The organism is Pseudomonas sp. SJZ078, from assembly GCF_007828255.1.
Taxonomy (GTDB): domain Bacteria; phylum Pseudomonadota; class Gammaproteobacteria; order Pseudomonadales; family Pseudomonadaceae; genus Aquipseudomonas.
In genome coordinates, this window is record NZ_VIUG01000049.1 from 1 (window position 1) to 18,987 (window position 18,987).

At 62.2% G+C, this 18,987-nt stretch carries 14 protein-coding genes and 1 pseudogene; 5 read left to right on the plus strand and 10 right to left on the minus strand.

The window, feature by feature from the left end; genetic code table 11:
• Positions 1 to 144 precede the first annotated feature (144 nt).
• The gene (locus FBY02_RS26590) at positions 145 to 3,177 is read right to left on the minus strand and encodes an FAD-binding and (Fe-S)-binding domain-containing protein (RefSeq protein WP_144931303.1); all 3,033 of its coding nucleotides are present in this window, start codon (positions 3,175 to 3,177) and stop codon (positions 145 to 147) included.
• Between the two features lie 144 nt (positions 3,178 to 3,321).
• Between FBY02_RS26590 and FBY02_RS26595 the strand changes: the two genes are divergently transcribed.
• Positions 3,322 to 4,206 carry a LysR substrate-binding domain-containing protein gene (locus FBY02_RS26595; protein WP_144931305.1) on the plus strand — a complete coding sequence of 295 codons (885 nt, stop codon included), beginning with the start codon at positions 3,322 to 3,324 and terminating at the stop codon, positions 4,204 to 4,206.
• 119 nt (positions 4,207 to 4,325) lie between these two features.
• Here the strand turns inward: FBY02_RS26595 and FBY02_RS26600 are convergent, their stop codons facing one another.
• From FBY02_RS26600 to FBY02_RS26610, 3 genes are all read right to left on the minus strand, one after another.
• Positions 4,326 to 4,667 (minus strand): hypothetical protein, encoded by a 342-nt coding sequence (locus FBY02_RS26600; protein ID WP_144931307.1) that lies wholly within the window; start codon positions 4,665 to 4,667, stop codon positions 4,326 to 4,328.
• Between the two features lie 253 nt (positions 4,668 to 4,920).
• Positions 4,921 to 5,220 (minus strand): chorismate mutase, encoded by a 300-nt coding sequence (locus FBY02_RS26605; protein ID WP_144931309.1) that lies wholly within the window; start codon positions 5,218 to 5,220, stop codon positions 4,921 to 4,923.
• Between the two features lie 145 nt (positions 5,221 to 5,365).
• Positions 5,366 to 5,611, minus strand: coding sequence for a hypothetical protein (locus tag FBY02_RS26610; protein ID WP_306085260.1), 246 nt, complete (start codon positions 5,609 to 5,611; stop codon positions 5,366 to 5,368).
• Positions 5,612 to 5,794: 183 nt separating this feature from the next.
• On the opposite strand from FBY02_RS26610, the gene FBY02_RS26615 reads away from it, so the two are divergent.
• Positions 5,795 to 7,561 carry a S8/S53 family peptidase gene (locus tag FBY02_RS26615; RefSeq protein WP_144931311.1) on the plus strand — a complete coding sequence of 589 codons (1,767 nt, stop codon included), beginning with the start codon at positions 5,795 to 5,797 and terminating at the stop codon, positions 7,559 to 7,561.
• Positions 7,562 to 7,642: 81 nt separating this feature from the next.
• Here FBY02_RS26615 and FBY02_RS28910 read toward each other — a convergent pair whose 3' ends face one another.
• From FBY02_RS28910 to FBY02_RS26635, 6 genes and pseudogenes are all read right to left on the minus strand, one after another.
• The gene (locus FBY02_RS28910; RefSeq protein WP_371921441.1) at positions 7,643 to 8,227 is read right to left on the minus strand and encodes a methyl-accepting chemotaxis protein; all 585 of its coding nucleotides are present in this window, start codon (positions 8,225 to 8,227) and stop codon (positions 7,643 to 7,645) included.
• A gap of 51 nt (positions 8,228 to 8,278) precedes the next feature.
• Positions 8,279 to 8,476: pseudogene (locus FBY02_RS28915) on the minus strand (PAS domain-containing protein); the annotation flags it as partial.
• On the minus strand, positions 8,473 to 8,994 hold the full coding sequence (locus FBY02_RS28920) for a PAS domain-containing protein (RefSeq protein ID WP_371921440.1): 522 nt from the start codon (positions 8,992 to 8,994) through the stop codon (positions 8,473 to 8,475). The gene FBY02_RS28920 and the pseudogene FBY02_RS28915, both read right to left, overlap by 4 nt.
• 140 nt (positions 8,995 to 9,134) lie before the next feature.
• Positions 9,135 to 9,503, minus strand: coding sequence for a fe2+ zn2+ uptake regulation protein (locus tag FBY02_RS26625; protein WP_144931313.1), 369 nt, complete (start codon positions 9,501 to 9,503; stop codon positions 9,135 to 9,137).
• 100 nt (positions 9,504 to 9,603) lie between these two features.
• Positions 9,604 to 11,025 (minus strand): diaminobutyrate--2-oxoglutarate transaminase, encoded by a 1,422-nt coding sequence (locus tag FBY02_RS26630; RefSeq protein WP_144931315.1) that lies wholly within the window; start codon positions 11,023 to 11,025, stop codon positions 9,604 to 9,606.
• Positions 11,026 to 11,131: 106 nt separating this feature from the next.
• Complete coding sequence (locus FBY02_RS26635; RefSeq protein ID WP_144931318.1) at positions 11,132 to 13,195, minus strand: TonB-dependent receptor; 2,064 nt, start codon at positions 13,193 to 13,195, stop codon at positions 11,132 to 11,134.
• A 247-nt stretch (positions 13,196 to 13,442) separates the two neighbouring features.
• On the opposite strand from FBY02_RS26635, the gene FBY02_RS26640 reads away from it, so the two are divergent.
• Genes FBY02_RS26640 through FBY02_RS26650 form a run of 3 tightly spaced genes read left to right on the plus strand, consistent with a single transcriptional unit; the run spans position 13,443 to position 18,903 of the window.
• A complete protein-coding gene (locus FBY02_RS26640) occupies positions 13,443 to 14,420 on the plus strand; it encodes a TauD/TfdA family dioxygenase (protein WP_144931320.1) in 978 nt (325 codons plus the stop codon).
• A gap of 8 nt (positions 14,421 to 14,428) precedes the next feature.
• Positions 14,429 to 17,839, plus strand: a complete 3,411-nt coding sequence (locus FBY02_RS26645; protein WP_144931322.1) for a condensation domain-containing protein — start codon at positions 14,429 to 14,431, stop codon at positions 17,837 to 17,839.
• Between the two features lie 17 nt (positions 17,840 to 17,856).
• Positions 17,857 to 18,903: a TauD/TfdA family dioxygenase gene (locus FBY02_RS26650; protein ID WP_144931325.1), complete on the plus strand. Its 1,047-nt coding sequence runs from the start codon at positions 17,857 to 17,859 to the stop codon at positions 18,901 to 18,903.
• Positions 18,904 to 18,987 lie beyond the last annotated feature (84 nt).

Consider the following 18,987-nt stretch of genomic DNA (forward strand, 5'->3'; position numbering starts at 1 on the left):
TTTGCCGAGTGGCATTTGCCCTGATGAAAAATCAGGACGAATACCAGCCGAAGCCTATGTTGCAGGGTTGTCCTGCAACATAGAATCTCCCACAGGGGATTGCGGGTAGGCAGGGTTATTGGGGCACCCGCCAGTCCCTGCTGCTTAACCCCGCCGCTCAACCAATACCTGCTCCAACACCACCTCCAATGGATGCCGCAGCTGCTTGTCCGCCAGCCGCTTCACCTGGCTGCGGCACGAATACCCCGTCGCCAATGCCTCCCCTTCCTTGTCCAGCTTGCCGGCCCAGGACTGTTCGAAAATGGTTCGCGAGGTATCCTGGTTGCGCAGTTCATGGCCATAAGTGCCGGACATGCCGCAGCAGCCCGTCGCCTCGGTCACCAGCTTGAGCCCCAACTTGGTGAACACGCTTTGCCACTGGGCAGTACTGGCGGGCACGTTGGTCTTTTCGGTGCAGTGCGCCAGCAGGCGGTACGTCCGGGCAACGGGATTCGGCGTTTGCGGTACCGCATCGACCAACCACTCCTGAGGCAACAGGACTTTCGGGCAAGCCTTGAGCCCTGGCACTTTCTGATATTCCTGGCGGTAGACCAGGGTCATGGCCGGATCCAGACCGACCAGGGGCACCGAGCAGCCAGCGAGTGCCTGGAGCTGGGCGGCGTTGCGGATCGCCGCTTTGTTGAAGGCACCGAGGAAACCCTGCACATGCAAGGGCTTGCCGTTGGCGCTGTACGGCGCCAGGAACACCCGGTAACCCAGTTGATGCGCCAGCTCGATAAAAGAGGCCAGCAACGGCGTTTCGAAGTAACGGGTGAAGGCGTCCTGCACCAGTACCACGCTGCGCTCCCGTTGCGCCGGCGTGAGTTCACGCAGGGCCGGTACGCTGGCGACCGCGACCTTGCAGCGGCTCAGGGTGGCCTGGAAGTTGAAGCGACTGATCAACGGGCTGTCGACCATGCCCACTTGGTTCGCCAACAGCCGGCTCAGCCAGGTCGAGCCCATGACCGCGTTGTAGAGGCCCGGCACGTAAGCCATGTAGGGAATGGTGAACTCCAGCGAACCGATCAGGTAGTCGCGCAGCGGCCGTTGATAGCGGCCGTGGTAGAGCTGCAGGAAACGCGAGCGGAATTCCGGCACGTTGACCTTGATCGGGCATTGCCCCGCGCAGGATTTGCAGGCCAGGCAGCCGGCCATGGCGTCGTAGACTTCATGGGAGAAATCCTCCTGGCCCTGGGAGCGCGCACGATTGTTACGCAGCCGAGCCGGCAAGCCTTTCAACCACGACGCACCGCCCCGCGCCGCTTCCAGCACATCGACATTGGCCGCGCCTTGCAGGCGCAACCATTCACGCATCAGCGATGCCCGCCCCTTGGGAGAATGCTGGCGTTCACGGGTGGCTTTCCACGACGGGCACATGGCGTCGTCGGGGTCGAAGTTGTAGCAGGCACCATTGCCGTTGCAGTGCACGGCAGTGCCGTAGCTCTGCCAGACGCGCTCGTCGATCTGCCGATCCAGGTCACCACGTAGCGTGACCTCGTTGACCTTGAGCAGGCCTTCGACGGCATCCGGCGGCGTGCAGATCTTGCCGGGGTTGAGCTGATTGTGCGGATCGAACGCGCCCTTGAGCGATTGCAGCGCCGGGTACAAATCGCCAAAAAACGCCGGCACGTATTCCGAGCGCAGCCCCTTGCCGTGCTCACCCCAGAGCAAGCCACCATAACGCTGGGTGAGTTCGGCCACGGCATCGGAAATCGGCTTGACCAGCGCGGCCTGGGCCGGGTCTTTCATGTCCAGTGCCGGCCGCACGTGCAACACGCCGGCGTCGACGTGACCGAACATGCCGTAGCTCAAGCCGTGGCCGTCGAGCAATGCGCGAAACTCGGCAATGTAGTCGGCCAACCGTTCCGGCGGTACGGCGGTGTCTTCCACGAACGGCTGCGGCCGGATTTCACCTTCTACGTTGCCCAACAGCCCGACCGAGCGCTTGCGCATGGCATAGACACGGTTCACCGCCTCGGCGCCTTCCGCCAGCGTATGACCCAGGCGCTCGATGGTCGTGTCGTGTTGCAGATGCACCACGAAGGCCGCCACCTCGGCGTTCACTTGCGCAACGTCATCACCGCTGAACTCCACCAGGTTGATGCCCAAAGTCGGGCGCTCGGCGTCGGCCGGGAAATACTCGGCGACGCTGTGCCAGACAATGTCCTTCATCGCCAGCAGCAACACCCTGGAGTCCACCGTTTCGATGGACAGCGGCTTGTGGGCCAGCAATGCGTTGGCGTCGCGCAAGGCGTCCATGAAGCTGCCGTAGCGCACGTTCACCAGCACCGAATACTTGGGAATCGGTAGCACGTTGAGCTTGGCCTCGACCACGAACCCCAGCGACCCTTCGGCGCCACAGAGCACGCTGTTGAGGTTGAAGCGGCCATGATCATCGCGCAGGTGCGCCAGGTCGTAGCCGGTCAGGCAGCGGTTGAGTTTGGGGAACACCGACTCGATCAGCTCGGCCTGGGTTTCCTGGATCTGCCGGGCGGTGCGGTATACCTCGCCGATGCGACCCGGTTCGGCGCACGCGGTTTCCAGCTCGGCGTCGGACAATGGCTGGGTGTGCAGGCGCTGGCCGCCGAGCAGCACGCTGTGCAGCTCCAGCACGTGGTCGCGGGTCTTGCCATAGGTGCAACTGCCCTGGCCGCTGGCATCGGTGTTGATCATGCCGCCCACGGTGGCGCGGTTGGAGGTCGACAGCTCCGGCGCGAAGAACAACCCGTGGGGCTTGAGCGCGGCGTTGAGTTGGTCCTTGACCACGCCGGCCTGCACTCGGACCCAACGCTCGGCCACGTTGATTTCGAGGATGGTGTTCATGTGTCGCGACAGATCGACCACGATGCCGTCGGTCAATGACTGGCCGTTGGTGCCGGTGCCCCCGCCCCGTGGCGTCAGCTTGATCTGGCGAAACCGCGGTTCAGCCATCAGCGTGGCGATGCGCGCAACGTCGTCAGCGTCCTGGGGAAACACCGCCGCTTGCGGCAGGCGCTGGTAAATCGAGTTGTCGGTCGCCAACACGGTACGGGTGCCGTAGTCAGCGCTCAGATGACCACGAAAGCCGCTGGCGCGCAGGGCCTCGATGAATTCCGGGTAGTGGGCCGCGGGGGCAACCACGGGCAGTTGGGCAATCATTAACGGCCTCTTGGGGGGCTAATCACGTAAATACTTGTCGCCAGCGCATGAATAGGTCAGGCTCGGAACGACCTGCGTCAATGTTCCTCCAGGTTCCTGGCGCAGACAACCCGATAATCCTGCCGCTATCGATGACTTTTTCGAATGAATTACCGCCACCTTACGCCATCCATGTCACTGCTGCTGGCATTTGAAGCCGCCGCTCGGCATGAAAGCTACACCCGGGCCGCGGTCGAACTCTCGCTGACGCAAAGTGCCGTCAGCCGACAAGTCCAGGCGTTGGAAGAGCAACTGGGGCTGACGCTGTTTCGTCGCGAAGGCCGACAGGTCCGGCTGACTGATGTCGGTCGCCTCTACCAACGGGAGATGAGCGAGGCGCTCGGACGCATCCGCAGCGCGACGCTGCAGGCCATGGCTTATCAGTCCGGCAGCGGCACCCTGCGCCTGGCGACGTTGCCGACCTTCGGCTCGAAGTGGCTGCTGCCGCGCCTGCATGAGTTCTACAAAACCCACCCCGGCATCCTGGTGCACATCAGTTCGCGGATCGACGCCATCGACTTCGACACCAGCGGCATCGACGCCGCCATCGTCGTCGGCACGGCCGACCTGCCAGGCCTGATCAGCCATCGCCTGCACGCCGAAGAACTGATCGTGATCATCTCGGCCCAGGCGGCCAAGGCCCATGAGACGTGGACGCCGGAACGGATCAGCGAACAGATGCTGCTCAACGTGGCGAACAACCCCAACGTCTGGGGTGACTGGTTCAGTCACCACACCCTGCCCCACGCCAGGATGCGCCTGGGCCCCAGCTTCGAACTCACTTCGCACTTGATCCAGGCGGTGCGCGCGGACATCGGCATCGGCCTGGTGCCCCGCATCCTGGTGGCCGACGAGTTGGCCAATGGCGAGCTGATCGGCCTCGACCTGCCATTCGCCAGCCGGCGCAGTTACTACCTCACCTACCCGCCGCGCAACGAAATGCTGCCGTCTTTGCGGGCGTTTCGTGGCTGGTTGCTGGAGCAGATCTGACAGCCCCGCACTGATCGCAGACATAAAAAAGCCCCGCAAACCAAATGGGTCGGCGGGGCAAGGAATTGGTTGGTTGCGGCCAACCAAAGGAGCTCTGTGAAAAGCGTCTATCCGTTGAATCAGATGCAGTCTTCTGCGGCGCGCTCGAAACTCGAAGGCAGCAGGTTCGAGGCCAGCAGGTGCCGCTCGTAGATGAACACCTTGCCGCCATTCCCGGCTTTGTAGGCTTCCAGCACGTTGTCCGCAGAGACTTTGCTCGGCACGACGATCCGGTAGCTGCGCTGGGTCTGTGAGACCATCGGGTTCAACTGACTGTCCTGCAATTTCGGTATGACGCACTCGGCATACTCGGCCGGGGTCTTTTGGGTCTGCAGGGTCAGCGTCGGATCGTTTGGCGCAGAGGCACAACCTGTGAGCAGCAAAGAAACAAACGCCATGACCGGCACGAATAAAAAGCGCATCAGTTTCATCCCGAAAATAAAAATGGGTCAGGCTCGTGTGACGACGGAACGCTGTTGCGTCATGTCTGGAGCCACCTGTTCGATGGGCGCAATTGTCCAATGACTGGCGACAAAGCAGAACATGCGTTTAGTGATGGTCACTATTACTTCTAACGATAGTTGCGTGCCGCAGGGGTGAGGCACGCGTGCCTTGGCGGCGCGAAGCCGGGGGGGCCAGCCTCGCTGAACCTGTTCGTGATGAAGGCCGATGGCGTCAGGACTGGGCTGTGAGGGCCGAGTGGGTTTTCAATTCTTCGTCAATGAACGCAGCGATCATGGCCCGGTAGACCCGCTCCACGACATCAGGCGAGGCGCCGGTTTCATTCGCAATCCCACGCACTTTGGTGATGACCTGCTCGACCCGCGCCGGCGCGCGCACATCGTCGGTGGTTTTCTTGAAGGCTGCCGCCTGCGTGACGAAGTTGCCGCGCCGGGCCAGGAGTGCAACGACCTGGCGGTCGATCTGGTCGATCTGCTGGCGGACTTCTTCGATTGATGTACAGCGTAATTCCATTTGAGTATCTCCTTTCAAGTAACGGCAATGTGCGTGGGTGTTTGCGATATGGCGGCATATTCGAGATAGATGCAAGCGGAGCCGCCGCCATCGTCGGATCGCCGCCCGGAGCAGGCTCGCTCCCACAGGGGTGTTCCGGGGAACCTCAGAGCTTTGGGATAATACCGGTGGCCTCGGCAATCGTTGCCAGTACTTCTTCCATTCCGGCAATGTGATTCTGAAGGTCCACAAAAGATTGATGGACCGCTTCGTCGACGTCTACGGTCTGATGTCCGCGAAGCGCTATTACCCTGCGCAGTTCTTTTTCCTGAAGCTCACTCACGCTTTCGCGCAGAGCCAGGAGCTGGTCGAATATCTGCGCGACTTTGGCTTTGCTATCGGCGTCCATCATCTCCAACCTAAGCTCTCGATAAATGCGCCCCAGGACACGCGAGCCGGATATCAGGTCCTTAGGGTGATCAATGGACATCTGAACAAGCGGAGGAGTTTCGGTCCGACCAGGCAGGCCTTGCCTGGAACGTATCGATGGCCAAGAGAGTCGGAGCAATCAGGCCCTTGGCAAAGAAATCGTCCCATGCCCTTACGATCAGCCGTCCTCGCTGCGCTATTCACCCTGGCGACTGGCACAGCCGCCGATGCCCAGGAACCGCTACGCCTGGAAAACCTGAAACGTTGCGGTGCGCTGTTGGAAAACCAGCGCCAGGACTGGTGCCTGACGGTGCGCGGGTTGGACGACGGCGTGCCGCAATTGAAACTGGGCAACCGAGCGATCCCCCCGGACGCGGTCCGGCGCGAGGGGCAGAACCTGCGCTTGCAGCTGGATAGCACCCATTACCAAAGCGGCCCTCTCTGGCTGGAGGATGGCCCTCGTACCAGCAACGCCGCCTGGCTGACCTTGCGCAACAGCCACGTATTGGCCGCCGGACCGGACGAAGTGGCGAAGAACATGGACGGACTGACCACTTACGTCAATCTGGTCAGCCTGCTGATCGAGGAAGACCATGCCGGCCGCCAGGAAGCCGAGCGCCTTGCCAGCAAGTACGGGGCGACGGTGGTCGGCAGCATTGCCCCGTTGAACCTTTATCAACTTCGTCTGCCGGCCACGGACCTGATGCAGCGTGACGCACTGGTGCTGCGCCTGGGCAGTGAAACCAGTGTGGATGCGGTGGTGATCGAAGAGTCCGCGGCGGAAGAAACCGAGCAATCCACGGCCCGCCCTGAAGAACCGAAGAAGCCGGCACAGGACTCCGACGAATGGGCGGCGAACCGCTTTCTCGACGCGGTGCACTACTACCAGCGGCGCATTCCCGGAAAGCAGGCGCCCATCCAGCCGCAACCCGTGCGCATCGGCCTGATCGAGCGCGATGTGGATTTCGACACGGCGGATTTTGCCGACTACCTCGGTGCCTGCTCGGTACCGCGCACCTGTGTCTATGCCCGCGATGCCGATGCCCCGGACGGCCATGGCACCACCGTCGCGGGCCTCCTCGCTGCGCGCTGGAATGACGGCGGCAACACCGGTTTTCTTAGCGGCCTGGATAAGGCCAGTGGTGGCTTCGAGGTCATCGTCGAACGTAATTCCGATGTCGGGATTACCGCCAATATCGCCGCCTCGGTCAACCTCGTGGAGGATGGCGTACGCGTGCTCAACTGGAGCTGGGGCATCCATCGGGTGGGGGCCAAGGACATCAAGGGGGACGATGTGGACTCCTTGCTGCGCTCAGGCATCGCCATGAGCGGCTACGAGGAACTGCTGGAGGAGTTCTTCCTCTGGCTGCGCAAGGAGCACCCCGACGTGATCGTGGTGAACTCCGCCGGCAACGGCTCGTCCTTCTCGGGTAGCGATGAGTACCGACTGCCCTCTTCCTTCATCACCGAGCAGTTGCTGGTGGTCGGTGGTCACCAGCGCAGCGAGCGTGCCGGGGTCGCCGTCGACGATCCTGCCTATGCGGTCAAGCGCAGCTCCTCGAACGTCGACATGCGCGTCGACATCACCGCCGCCGCTTGCACTCACGCCTCGACGCCCGGTGCAGGCCAGGACGGTGCGGTGCATTGCGGCACCTCCTACGCCACGCCCATGGTCGCGGGCCTGCTGGCGGCAATGCTGTCCATCAACCCGCAACTTCAGCCTGAACAATTGCGCACGCTATTGCGCCGCAGCGCCCTGACCATCGGCGACAACCACGACTTCGAACGGATGGACGCGCAAGACCTCACCGCGCCCATCCTGCCGTCGGAGCGCCGCTACCAACTCAATGACAAGGACGTAGGGCGCTCGGCGCGGTTGGATATGCAGAAGGCATTGGACCTGGCGGTGGAAAGTCGTGAGCGGGTACGCTGAGCGACACTGACGTCATGCTCCATGTCAGGGTCGATCAGCGTGCAAGTGCAGGCATTCATCGAACACGCACCACAGCCCGCCTCAACCCACCCAGCCGACCGCAGTCTTGGGAATGACATCGGACTCATCGAGCTTGGACGCAAACATGCTCACCGCTTCGAGTGCATCCGTGGTGCCGGTCCTGATCTGCACGATGACCGATCCGGCCTGGTCGGCCAGGGTTACCCCGCGCAACGCGCCCTCATGGGTCACGTTCATGCTGGCGACCGCTTCACGGGTTTCGGACAGGATCATGCCGATCATTTCCGCGATCTCCGACGTCGAACGGCTGGTACGCCCGGCCAGTTGCCTGACCTCGTCGGCCACCACCGCGCCCCCCCGTCCCTGATCACCGGCCCGCGCCGCCTCGATGGCGGCGTTCAGGGCCAGCAGGTTGGTCTGTTCGGCAATGCCGCGAATGGTATTGACGATTGCCGTGATCTCTTCCGAGCGAGCCCCCAATTGCCCGACCAGACGCGCGGAGGCGCCGATATTGTCGGCGATCTGGCGCATTTCCTTGGCCGTCTGGTGGATCACCTGGGCACCCTGCTCGGCGACTCTCTCGGTCTCGGCGGAGATGTGATAGGCACGGGACGCCCCCCGTGAATCTTCCTCGAACTTCTCCACCCGCTCGGTGATATCGGTGGCGAACTTGACGATCTTGCTCAACTTGCCTTCAGCGTCGTAGACCGGGTTGTAGCTCGCCTCCAGCCAGACCACCTTGCCGTGCTTGCCGAGGCGCTTGAACTGGCCACTGAAAAACTCACCAGCATTGAGACGGCGCCAGAAATCACTGTATTCGGAACGGCTGACCAGCTCCGGTTCGCAAAACATCCGGTGGTGCTTGCCCTTGAGTTCGGCCAGCGAATAATTCATGACCTGGAGGAATCGTTTGCGGTCAGCACGTTGCCGCCCAAGTCAAACTCAATCACCGCCATGGCCCGGTCAAGCGCCGCCAGCCTGCCACGGGTTTCGGCCTCGCTTGCGACTTTGGCAGTGACGTCCAGCGCGTACTTGACCACCTTCACGACGCGGCCGTTTTCATCCTTTACAGGGTTATAGCTGGCTTCCAGCCAGATGTGCTGGCCTTGTCCGCCGACGCGTTGAAAGGTGCCGGAAACGAATTGACCGGCACGCAGCTGATTCCAGAACTCGCGATACTCGGCGCTGCCCGCCAGTGCGGAAGTACAGAAGTCACGATGGGACAGACCGGCCAACTGATCCGCACGATACCCCATCGTGCTGAGAAAATTCTCATTCGCCCGAAGCACCTTGCCATCGGGGCTGAACTCGACAACGGCCATCGACCGTTCCAAGGCGCCGACCAATCCCTTGTATGTGGCCAATTCGGCTGTCCTGGCCATCAGTTCACTTTTTAGCGCTTTATTAAACATGACGTACCCCTCGACGAAACTGCACGATCAGTCGGACCTCTTAGGGCTATCGACCTATAAGTCGGGGGCTTTATACCGCCTAACAAAATTATGCATTGACGTCAAGCAAGCATCGAAAGGACCCTAACGATCTGGTCCGGTCAGCGGTTCGAGCACTGTTCGAGTATTGCGCTGGCCTCGCGAGTAAAGCAGTAACTCTTGTCGACCTGAAAAAGAATGATGCCCTCCTCACACAGCCGCCTGAGCACTTCACGCACGCTGACGACCGACAACTCGGCCGCAAACAGCTCCAGGTAGCGGTGCACCCCGCGCACGTTTATGGAACGCCCATCCCTGGCGGCAACGAGCAAGGCATCGATGACCTTGAGGCGGATCAGGCTGGTGCGCAGCCCGTAATGTCGCAGCAATTCACGGATGCTGTGACGGTCGTCTTCGGGCGGTTGTCGAGTGGTCGCCGTCTCGCCTGGTTTTTGCGTTGCGGGAGACGCCGATGCTGAATGTCTGTACATGCGAATAGTCCTTTTCAGAATGTACGGGTATCAAAAGTCTGGTACCGCTTCCCAACCGAGGGGCTTGCCGTTCCTGTCGGCAAGCCCCTGGGGGGATTCGTTAACGAACGGGACGCTCGTTGATCGTGCTGGCCGCTTGAAACAGGATTTGCGCGACGAAATCGATTTCCTGTTCGGTGATGATCAGCGGCGGCAAGAAGCGCACGGTCGCGCCGTGGCGTCCGCCCAGCTCGACGATCAAGCCATGCTTCAGGCAGGCCTGCTGGAAGGCCTTGGCCCGGGCGGTATCCGCCGGAGGATGTCCCTGCACGTCGAGGGTGCCTTGTGGGTCGACGATTTCCATGCCCAGCATCAGGCCGCGACCGCGCACGTCACCGATCCAGGCGAATTCGCTTTGCAGCGCCTGGAGCTGTTTGCGCAGGTGAGCGCCCACGGTTTCGGCGTGCTTGACCAGGCCTTCATCGCGTATGAAGCGCAAGGTCGCGGTGCCGGCTGCCATGGCCAGTTGATTGCCGCGGAACGTGCCGGCGTGGGCCCCCGGTTGCCAGGTGTCCAGCGAATCGTTGTAGACCATCACCGCCAGCGGCAGGCCTCCGCCGATGGCCTTGGACAGGGTAATGACGTCCGGAGTGATACCCGACTGCTCGAAGCCGAACATCCGGCCACTGCGGCCGATACCGCACTGGATCTCGTCGACGATCAGCGGAATGCCATGGGCCTGGGTCAAGCGGCGCAGTTCCTGGAGCCAGCGGTCCGGCGCGGCGATCACCCCGCCCTCGCCCTGGATCGGCTCCAGGATCATCGCCGCCGGGGCGGTCACGCCGCTTTCCGGGTCATTGAGCAGATGCTCGAGATAACGCACGTTCAACGTCACGCCCTGCTCCCCGGCCACCCCGAACGGGCAACGGAAATCATGGGGGTACGGCAAGCGCTGCACCCCAGGCGTCAACGCACCGAGGGCATTTTTCGGCGACAGGTTGCCGCTGATGGCCAGCGTGCCCAGGGTCATGCCGTGATAAGCGCCTTCGAACGCCAGTACCGAATGGCGACCGGTGGCGGTGCGGGTGAGTTTGAGCGCCGCTTCGACCGCGTCGGCGCCGCTCGGGCCGCAGAACTGGATGCGGGCGTTACGAGCGAACTCGCTGGGCAGGCAGGCGAAGATTTCCTGGACGAAGGCATCCTTGACCGGGGTCATGAGGTCGAGGGTGTGCATGGGCACGCCGGCCGCCATGACCTGACTGATGGCTTCGACGATCACCGGGTGGTTGTGACCCAGGGCCAGGGTGCCGGCACCCGCCAGGCAGTCGACGAACACCTGCCCGCGACTGTCCTGCACATAAATACCGTGGGCCCGTTCGAGCACCAGGGGAATGCGCCGAGGATAGCTGCGGGCATTGGACTCCTGCTGTTGCTGGCGCTCCAGCAACGGCGTCGGATCCAGGCAGTAAGGGCTCGAAAGACCGGTATGCAACAGGCGTAGCTGTGGCGCGCCACCTGTCGTGGCATTTGAAAAAGCGTTCATGATTTCCTCCATGGAGGCTGGGTTTGAAGGGAACAACAGCCTGAAAACAAACTTCCGTGACGCTGCAAGCCGGGCGCGGGAAGATTGCCTTCCCGCGCCCCTGGGCTTACATGTCGTAGCGCAGGATCATGCCCAACGTGCGTGGTGCGCCGACGTCGATGATGTCGTCGTTGCGGTTGTTCGTGACATATTCCTTGTCGAACGCGTTCTTGACGTAGGCGGATACGGCGACGTTCTTGGTGAGTTTGTACTCGGTGTTGAAGTTCACCAGTACATAGGCATCGCTCTTGCGCTCGCCACTGACCTTGCCATTCGAGTCGAACTCGTATTCCGAAGGCGCGGTGCTCTGATAGACGATATCGGTGCCGAACATCAGGCGATCGTCAAAGCGATAGACACCACCCACCGACGCCTTGTATTTAGGCGAATAGAGGAACGACTCGCCGCTCCTGTCCTGGCCGTTGTCAGAGACAAAGTCCTTGTACTTGCTATCAGTGATGGCGCCACCGAAGTTCAGGGTCAGTTGATCGGTGACGTCTTTTTCGACGAAGACCTCAAGGCCCTTAATGTCGCTGCGACCGGCATTGTAGATATCAATGACGTTAGTACCGGCCTGCCGCACGCTGACCTGCTGGTCTTTCCAGTCGGTGTAGTACAGGTTGGCGCGGGTACGCAGGGTCTTGTCGAAGAACGAACCGCGATAGGACAGCTCGTAGTTGGTGGTGTATTCCGGGTCATAGGCTTGGTGACCGCTACCAGAGCGCAGGTTGACACCACCGCCGCGATAACCTTTTTGCACCATGAAACCGAGATACTGGTCCGTCGCCAGCTCGTAGTCGATGCCGAGTTTCGGAAGCACGGCATCGAACGATTTCTTGACTGTCGCCGGAGCGAAGGAACCATCCTGGTCGATATCGGTGTCGTTTGTCTCGTGGTCGTAACGCAGACCGGTGATCAACGTCCAGCGAGGCGCGAAGGTCCAGTTGACTTCACCAAACACCGCCTTGTTATCAATCGTGGTATCACCCTTGACGGTACGAACCAGGACGTTATCGAACAACAACCGATCGTGGAATTTGTTGGTGTTGTGGCCGTAGTAGGCACCGACGAAACTCTTCACGGTGTCCGACGCGTAGTTCAGGCGCAGCTCCTGGCTGAACAGGTTACCCTCCTGCTTACGCAGGACGACCTCGTTGTCCACGGCAGTCTGGTCGAAGTCCAGACGGTTGCTGTAGTCCGAGCTGGTATTGGCAGTCATGCTGGTCAGCGACCAGGCATCGTTCAGACGATAATCCACCTTGGCGCTGAGGGTGTCCTGCTTGAGGTTGTCGTAGGCCTCGGTGTTGGACGCGATGTCGTAATAGCTGGGCTTGCCATCGGCGCCGCGCATCGTCGAGCGGTCACCCTGGCGATGTTCACTGTGGGCGTAGGTCAACAGGACGTCAGTATCGTCATTAGGCAGGATCAGCAATTTACCGCGGCTGTTGCTGGTGCGATGCGGGTTGGCGTCCTTATCCAGCGTGGTGTTGCGGATGTAGCCGTCGCCGTCGGTATAGTCCACGGCAATCCGGCCGGCGATCTTGTCATCGACGATGGCGCCACCACCTGCGACGGCCGCCCCATGCTCACCATAGTTCCCCATGCTGGTTTGCGCCGAGAAACTGGGCTCGAACGTCGGTTTCTTCGTCTCGATCACCACCGCACCAGCCAGGGAGTTACGGCCCTGGGTAGTGGATTGCGGGCCGAGGAACACTTCGACCTGCTCGGCGTCCCAGAGCGGAACCGGGCTCAAGGTCAACGCACGGTTCGGCTGTACGGCGCCGTCGACATACACGGAGACAGCACCGTTAAGGGCTGCCGGCCCCTGGTCGTCAAAGCCGGACACCGGCACGCCACGAATACCCCAGTTTTCGTTGCCGGCCTGGCTATAGACACCCGGTGTGCGCGCAAACACATCCACCAGGTCCTTGTCGGCGTGCTCGCGCAGCTTCTCTTCGGTGACGACCACCACACTGGACTGGGTCTGCTCCAGGGTACGGTTGATTTTCTCACCCGTCACAGTGATCGGAGCGATCTCCACGGCAGTGGACTCTTCCGCTGCCCATGCACAGTTGCCAAGGCCGATTGCCGACCCCACAGCCAACGCAATTGTATTCTTTTTGAAATTCAAGCCCCGCACCCCTGCGACAGATATTTTTGGTTTTTTTGAGCTGGCCGAACGCTGTTTGGCGCCAGCGGAGCGGAGTCTAATCCAAAAAAAAAATTAAATAAATAGTATTGATAATCTCTCTCATTTGTACCTAGTATGTCGTCCTGTATTAGATCCAAAACACTACAGACGAGTCCTACAGAGGCGCCTGGCGCGCCATCTTCAGGTCTTGTAACGGGTCGAAAAAGATAGAAGAGGATGTGCAAGGATGACCTCAATCGAACACCTGGACAGGCGTTCCGAGCCTTTTTCAATGACTTCCACGGACGGCGGTGAACACTCGTTGCCCGTGTGGGTGCAGGCGACGCCTGGGCAGTCGATTCACGATCTGGACGCATCGCTGCGCGACAGCCTGCCCCACGTGCTGAACACCGTGGGCGGAGTCTTGTTTCGCGGCTTCAACGTGGCGACCCCGATCGACTTCAAGCGCTTCGCCGCCAGCTTCGGTGCACCGCTGGCCAGCTATGAGTTCGGCTCCACGCCGCGCAGCAAAGTCTTCGCCGGGGTGTACAGCTCCACGGAATACCCGGCCCATCAGTTCATCCCTCTGCACAACGAGCAGGCCTATACCCGGCCCTGGCCTTCGCGCATCTGGTTCCACTGCATCAAGGCCAGTGAAACCGGCGGCGAGACGCCGATTGCCGACAGTCGCCTGATCTACCAGCGCATGCCCAGCGAGATCCGCGAGCTGTTCGCCAGCCGCGAGCTGCTTTACGTGCGCAACTACAGCGGCGCCCTGGACCTGCCCTGGCAGAAAGTCTTCAACACCGAGGACCGCGCCCAGGTCGAACGTTATTGCCGGGACAACGACATCGAGTGGGAATGGAAAGCCGACGGTGACCTGCGCACCCGCCAGCGTTGCGCGGCGGTGCAGCAGCATCCCGAGACCGGCGAATGGGTCTGGTTCAACCAGGCCCATTTGTTCCATGTATCGGCCATCGAACCGAGCGTACGCGCCAGTCTGCTGGCCGCCGTGGGAGAAGAGAACCTGCCGCGCCATGTGTATTTCGGCGACGGCTCGGCCATCCCCGACGAGATGCTCGACCGCGTGCGCGAGGTCTACCGCCAGACCGCCGTCAGCTTCCCCTGGCAACCCGGCGACGTGCTGATGCTCGACAACCGACTGGTCGCACACGGTCGCAATCCTTACACCGGTGACCGCAAGGTCATCGTGGCCATGGCGTGAATTGCAAAATGTCTTCATTCGAACAATGGATCGAAGTGCTGGAAACCAATGCCCGGCGCTTTCCAGAACGTGCCGCCCTGCACTTTTTGCCGGACGGCGTCACGATCGGCGAAACCCTGACTTTCTCTCAATTGCACGAGCAGTCCCAGTCCCTGGCGGCGGCGTTGCAATCGCGCTATGCGCCAGGCGACCGCGTGTTGCTGATGCTGCCCAGCAGCCTCGACTACGCCCGGGCTTTCTGCGCTTGCGTATATGCCGGCATGATCGCCGTGCCGTTGTTTCCGCCGCCGTCGCGCAAACCGCGGCACCTTGAACGCGTGCGCAATGTGGTGGTGGACGCCGAGCCGGCACTGATTCTTGCCCCGGCGGATCACTGCGAAGGTTTGCTGGAACTGGTGGAGGGCCGTGTCGACGTGCTCACCGTCCAGCACCTGGGCACACCACCGGCCAGCCAGTGGCAGCGTCCGGCCATTGACGGTGCGACCGTGGCCTTCCTGCAATACACCTCGGGCTCTACCGGTTCGCCCAAAGGCGTCGAGGTGCGGCAGCGCAACCTGATCGCCAACGTCGAGCTGATGCGCCAGGCCTACGGTTTCGATGAACACGGCGCCATGGTCAACTGGCTGCCGCTGTACCACGACATGGGCCTGATCGGTGGCCTGCTTGCACCGATCTACAGCGGCATGCCCTGCTACCTGATGGCTTCGCAGACCTTCGTTAACGCGCCGTCGACCTGGTTGCAGGCGTTAAGTCGCTACCGTGGCACCGTCAGTTTCGCGCCGAATTTCGCCTACGCCCTGTGCAACCGGGTGGTCAGCGACAACCTGATCGCCCAACTGGACCTGAGCGCCTGGAAACACGCGATCAACGGTGCCGAGCCGATCCACCCCGGGACCCTGGATACCTTCGCCCAGCGCTTTGCCGCCTGCGGCCTCAATCCGTTGGCGATCAGCCCGGGTTACGGCCAGGCCGAAGCGACTCTGTGTGTCAGCGCTACACCGGAAGATGCATTGCCGGTGACGCTGCGCCTGGATAAAGCAGTGCTGGAAACCGGTCGCGTGGCCCTGGCGGCCGCCGATGCCGCCGCGGTCGAATTCGTTGCCTGTGGCTTCCCCCAGCCCTTGCACAGCATCGCCATCGTCGATCCGCAAACCCATGAACGCTGCGCCGCCGATCGCATCGGTGAAGTCTGGCTGAAGGGGCCGAGCAACGCCGAGTCCTATTGGAAAAACCCCGAGGCCACCCGCGAAGCCTTTGAAGCGCGCATTGTCGGCTCGACCGACCATTACCTGCGCTCCGGCGACCTGGGTTTCATGCACGAAGGCCAGGTGGTGATCTGCGGACGGCTCAAGGACCTGCTGATCCTCAACGGGCGCAACCTGTATCCCCACGACATCGAGTTCGCCATCACCGATGCCGAGCCGGGCATCCGCACCGGGCGCATCGCCGCGTTCTCGGAAATGGACCCGGCCCTGGGCCGGGAGAAACTGGTGATCGTCGCCGAGCCGCAGCGCAAATTTGTCGACCCGGCGCGCCACCCGGCGTTGTTTGCCTCGATGCAGAACGCCGTGCGCGAAGCCGCCGACTGTGGCATCGACCAGATTGTGCTGGTGGAAGCCGGCACCATCCCGATGACCACCAGCGGCAAGATCGCCCGACAAGGTGCGCGCAAGCAGCTGGCGGCGGGGACGCTGAGCATCATCGCCCAGAGCGGCGGAGAGCTCGTCTCCAGCGGCGAAACCCTTGGCCTCGACCAACTCAAGAATCTTGTCCAGGCTTCGGCGCAAGACGCCCAGGCCGCCTGCCGGCAATGGCTCCAGCAGACCCTGCGCGAGGTGAATCCGTATCTGCTTCCAGACTTCGAACGGAGTCTGATCGGACAAGGCCTGGACTCCATCGGCGTCGCCGATTTCGCCGCTCGCCTGCACCGGGACCTGGGCTGGAGCCTTGACACCCAGCGCCTGTTCGGTGAGCAGACCCTGGGGCAATGGGCGCAAGACCTGCTGGCGTTACTCAGTGCGCCATCTACCGCGGCCAGCCCTTCGGCCGAACGTACGGACGGCAGCGAAACCCGCCAGTCCTTCGCCCAGCGCCGGCTGTGGTTCCTGCGCCAGTTGAACCCGGACGACACTCGCCACAACCTGGTGCTGCACCTGCGCCTGCAAGGTCCATTGGACGTCGAGGGGTTGGCAGAGCGCTTGAACAGCCTCGTCAACCGTCACAGCGTGCTGCGCACGGTCTATCGCGACGGTGTGGACGGCCCGCAGCAACAGGTTCTGCCCGCCACGCCGGTGCCGTTGAACTGGCACGGGCAGACCGAACAGCAAGCGCTGCACGACTGCCTGGCGAGCGAACACGCCACGCCGGTGGATCTGGTCAACGGCCCCATACTGCGGGCGCAGTTGCTGAGTCAAACGGACCAGCAACACGATCTGGTGCTGACCGTGCACCACATCGCTTTTGACGGTCGCTCGGCGCAGGTGCTGCTGGCGGAACTGGCCGGCTCGGCAAGCACTGAATGGCCGATGCAGTACCTCGACTTCGCCCAGTGGGAAGCCGCGCACTGGAGCGAACAGCGGATCGCCACCGAGCAGGGCTTCTGGCGTGAGCATCTGGCCGGCCTGCCACAGACCCTCGAATTGGGCGGCAGCGGTCAGGTCCCGGGTGAACACAGCCTGGATTTCAAGGTGCCCCAGGCCTTCTGCGAGCCACTTTCGACGCTGGCCCGCGAACGGGGCATGACCTTGTTCATGCTGTTGCTGGCCAGCTATCAGCTGGTGCTCAAGCAACTGGGCGGCCAACAACGCTTCCTGTTGGGCACTGACGTCAGCGGCCGTCCACTGGCGGAGCACAACGACGTCATCGGTTTCTTCGTCAACCAGCTGACGTTGCGCTGCGACCTGCAGGGCGAACCAACCCTGGCCGGTTTCCTGGAGCGAGTTCGCGATGAGTCGCGTCTGGCCTATGCCCACCAGGGCCTGCCTTTCGACCTGGTGGTGTCGGCCCTGGCGCCGCAGCGCCTGCCCGGTCACTCGCCGCTGTTCCAGGTGAAGCTCAACTATCAGCCGTCACGAGTCACGCCGACCACCATCGCCGGCGCGCACCTGCAGGCGCTGGAGGTGGCCCAGGCACCAGGAGACTTCCATCTGGTGCTCGATCTGGTGCACAGCACCGAGGGGCTCGCCGCGACCCTCAAGTACCGCGGCGAATACTTCGATCAGGACCGCGCCTTGCGCCTGCAACACCTGTGGATGCGCCTGCTGGAAGAAACCCGCCTCCTGCTGGACGAACCGTTGCCGGCCCTGGCCGAGCGCATCGATGCCTGGGACCAGGCTTTCCAGCGCGAGCGGCAACAGGCCCGGGCGCTGGCCGGTCGCAGCCAGATGCTGCAAGCCAAACGTCGCTCAATGTCCCTTTAACCGAGTCGGATGCCGTTATGTCTATCATGCCCCCATCGCCCCGCGCCCTTGGCGCCGTGCGCCGCAAAGCCATGAACGTCTCGGAACAGCAACTGGTCACCGAGCGCCTGCTCAGCCCGGAGCATGCCCTGCCGCTGGTGATCGAGCCGGCGGTCAGTGGCGTCGACCTGGCGGCCTGGGCCACTGGCGAGCGCGAGTCCATCGAGAGAAAACTGCTGCAATACGGTGCCCTGCTGTTTCGCGGGTTCAACGTGACGTCCGTCGAGCAGTTCGACCAGGTGATCGCCACCCTCTCCCCCGGTGCCCTGGAATACATGTTCCGAGCGTCGCCCCGGACCCGGGTCGGCGGCAACATCTACACCTCGACCGACTACCCGGCCGACCAGATGATTTTTCCCCACAACGAACATTCCTACTCGCCACGTTTCCCGCTGCGACTGTTCTTCTATTGCCAGCTCCCCTCCGAGACCGGTGGCGAAACCCCGATTGGCTCGACCCGAGCGGTCAAGGCCGCCATCAGCCCGGAGATCGAAGCACGCTTCAAGGAAAAAGGCGTGATGTACGTGCGCAACTACGGCGACGGTTTCGGCCTGCCGTGGCAGTCGGTGTTCCAGTCCGAAGACCGCAGCGAAGTCGAAGCCTACTGCGCCAGCGTCGGCATCGAAGTGGAATGGAAAGACAACAATCGCCTGCGCACCCGCCAGCGCGGACCCGCCGTGGTTCGCCATCCACGCACCGGTGAAGAGGTCTGGTTCAACCACGCCACCTTCTTTCACATCAGCACCCTGCCACCGCACATCCGCGATTCGCTGCAGAGCAACTTCACCGACCTCGACCTGCCCACCAACACCTTTTATGGCGACGGCGAACCCATCGAGCCGCAGGTCCTGGAGGCGCTGCGAGCGGCCTACCTCGACTCGCTGGTGCGTTTCAGTTGGCAACAGGGCGACGTGTTGTTCATCGACAACATGCTCGCAGTCCACGGACGCGAACCCTTTACCGGCAGGCGCGCAATCATGACCGGCATGGCCGAAGCCCTGCTGTCGAGCGACGTCGCTATTTGACTTTCAACGGCGGCACCCGTCGTCCGCCAGCGGCTCCCGTGACATTCAGTCAGTGAGCCCCGGGGCCGACGCTGCCGCAGATCC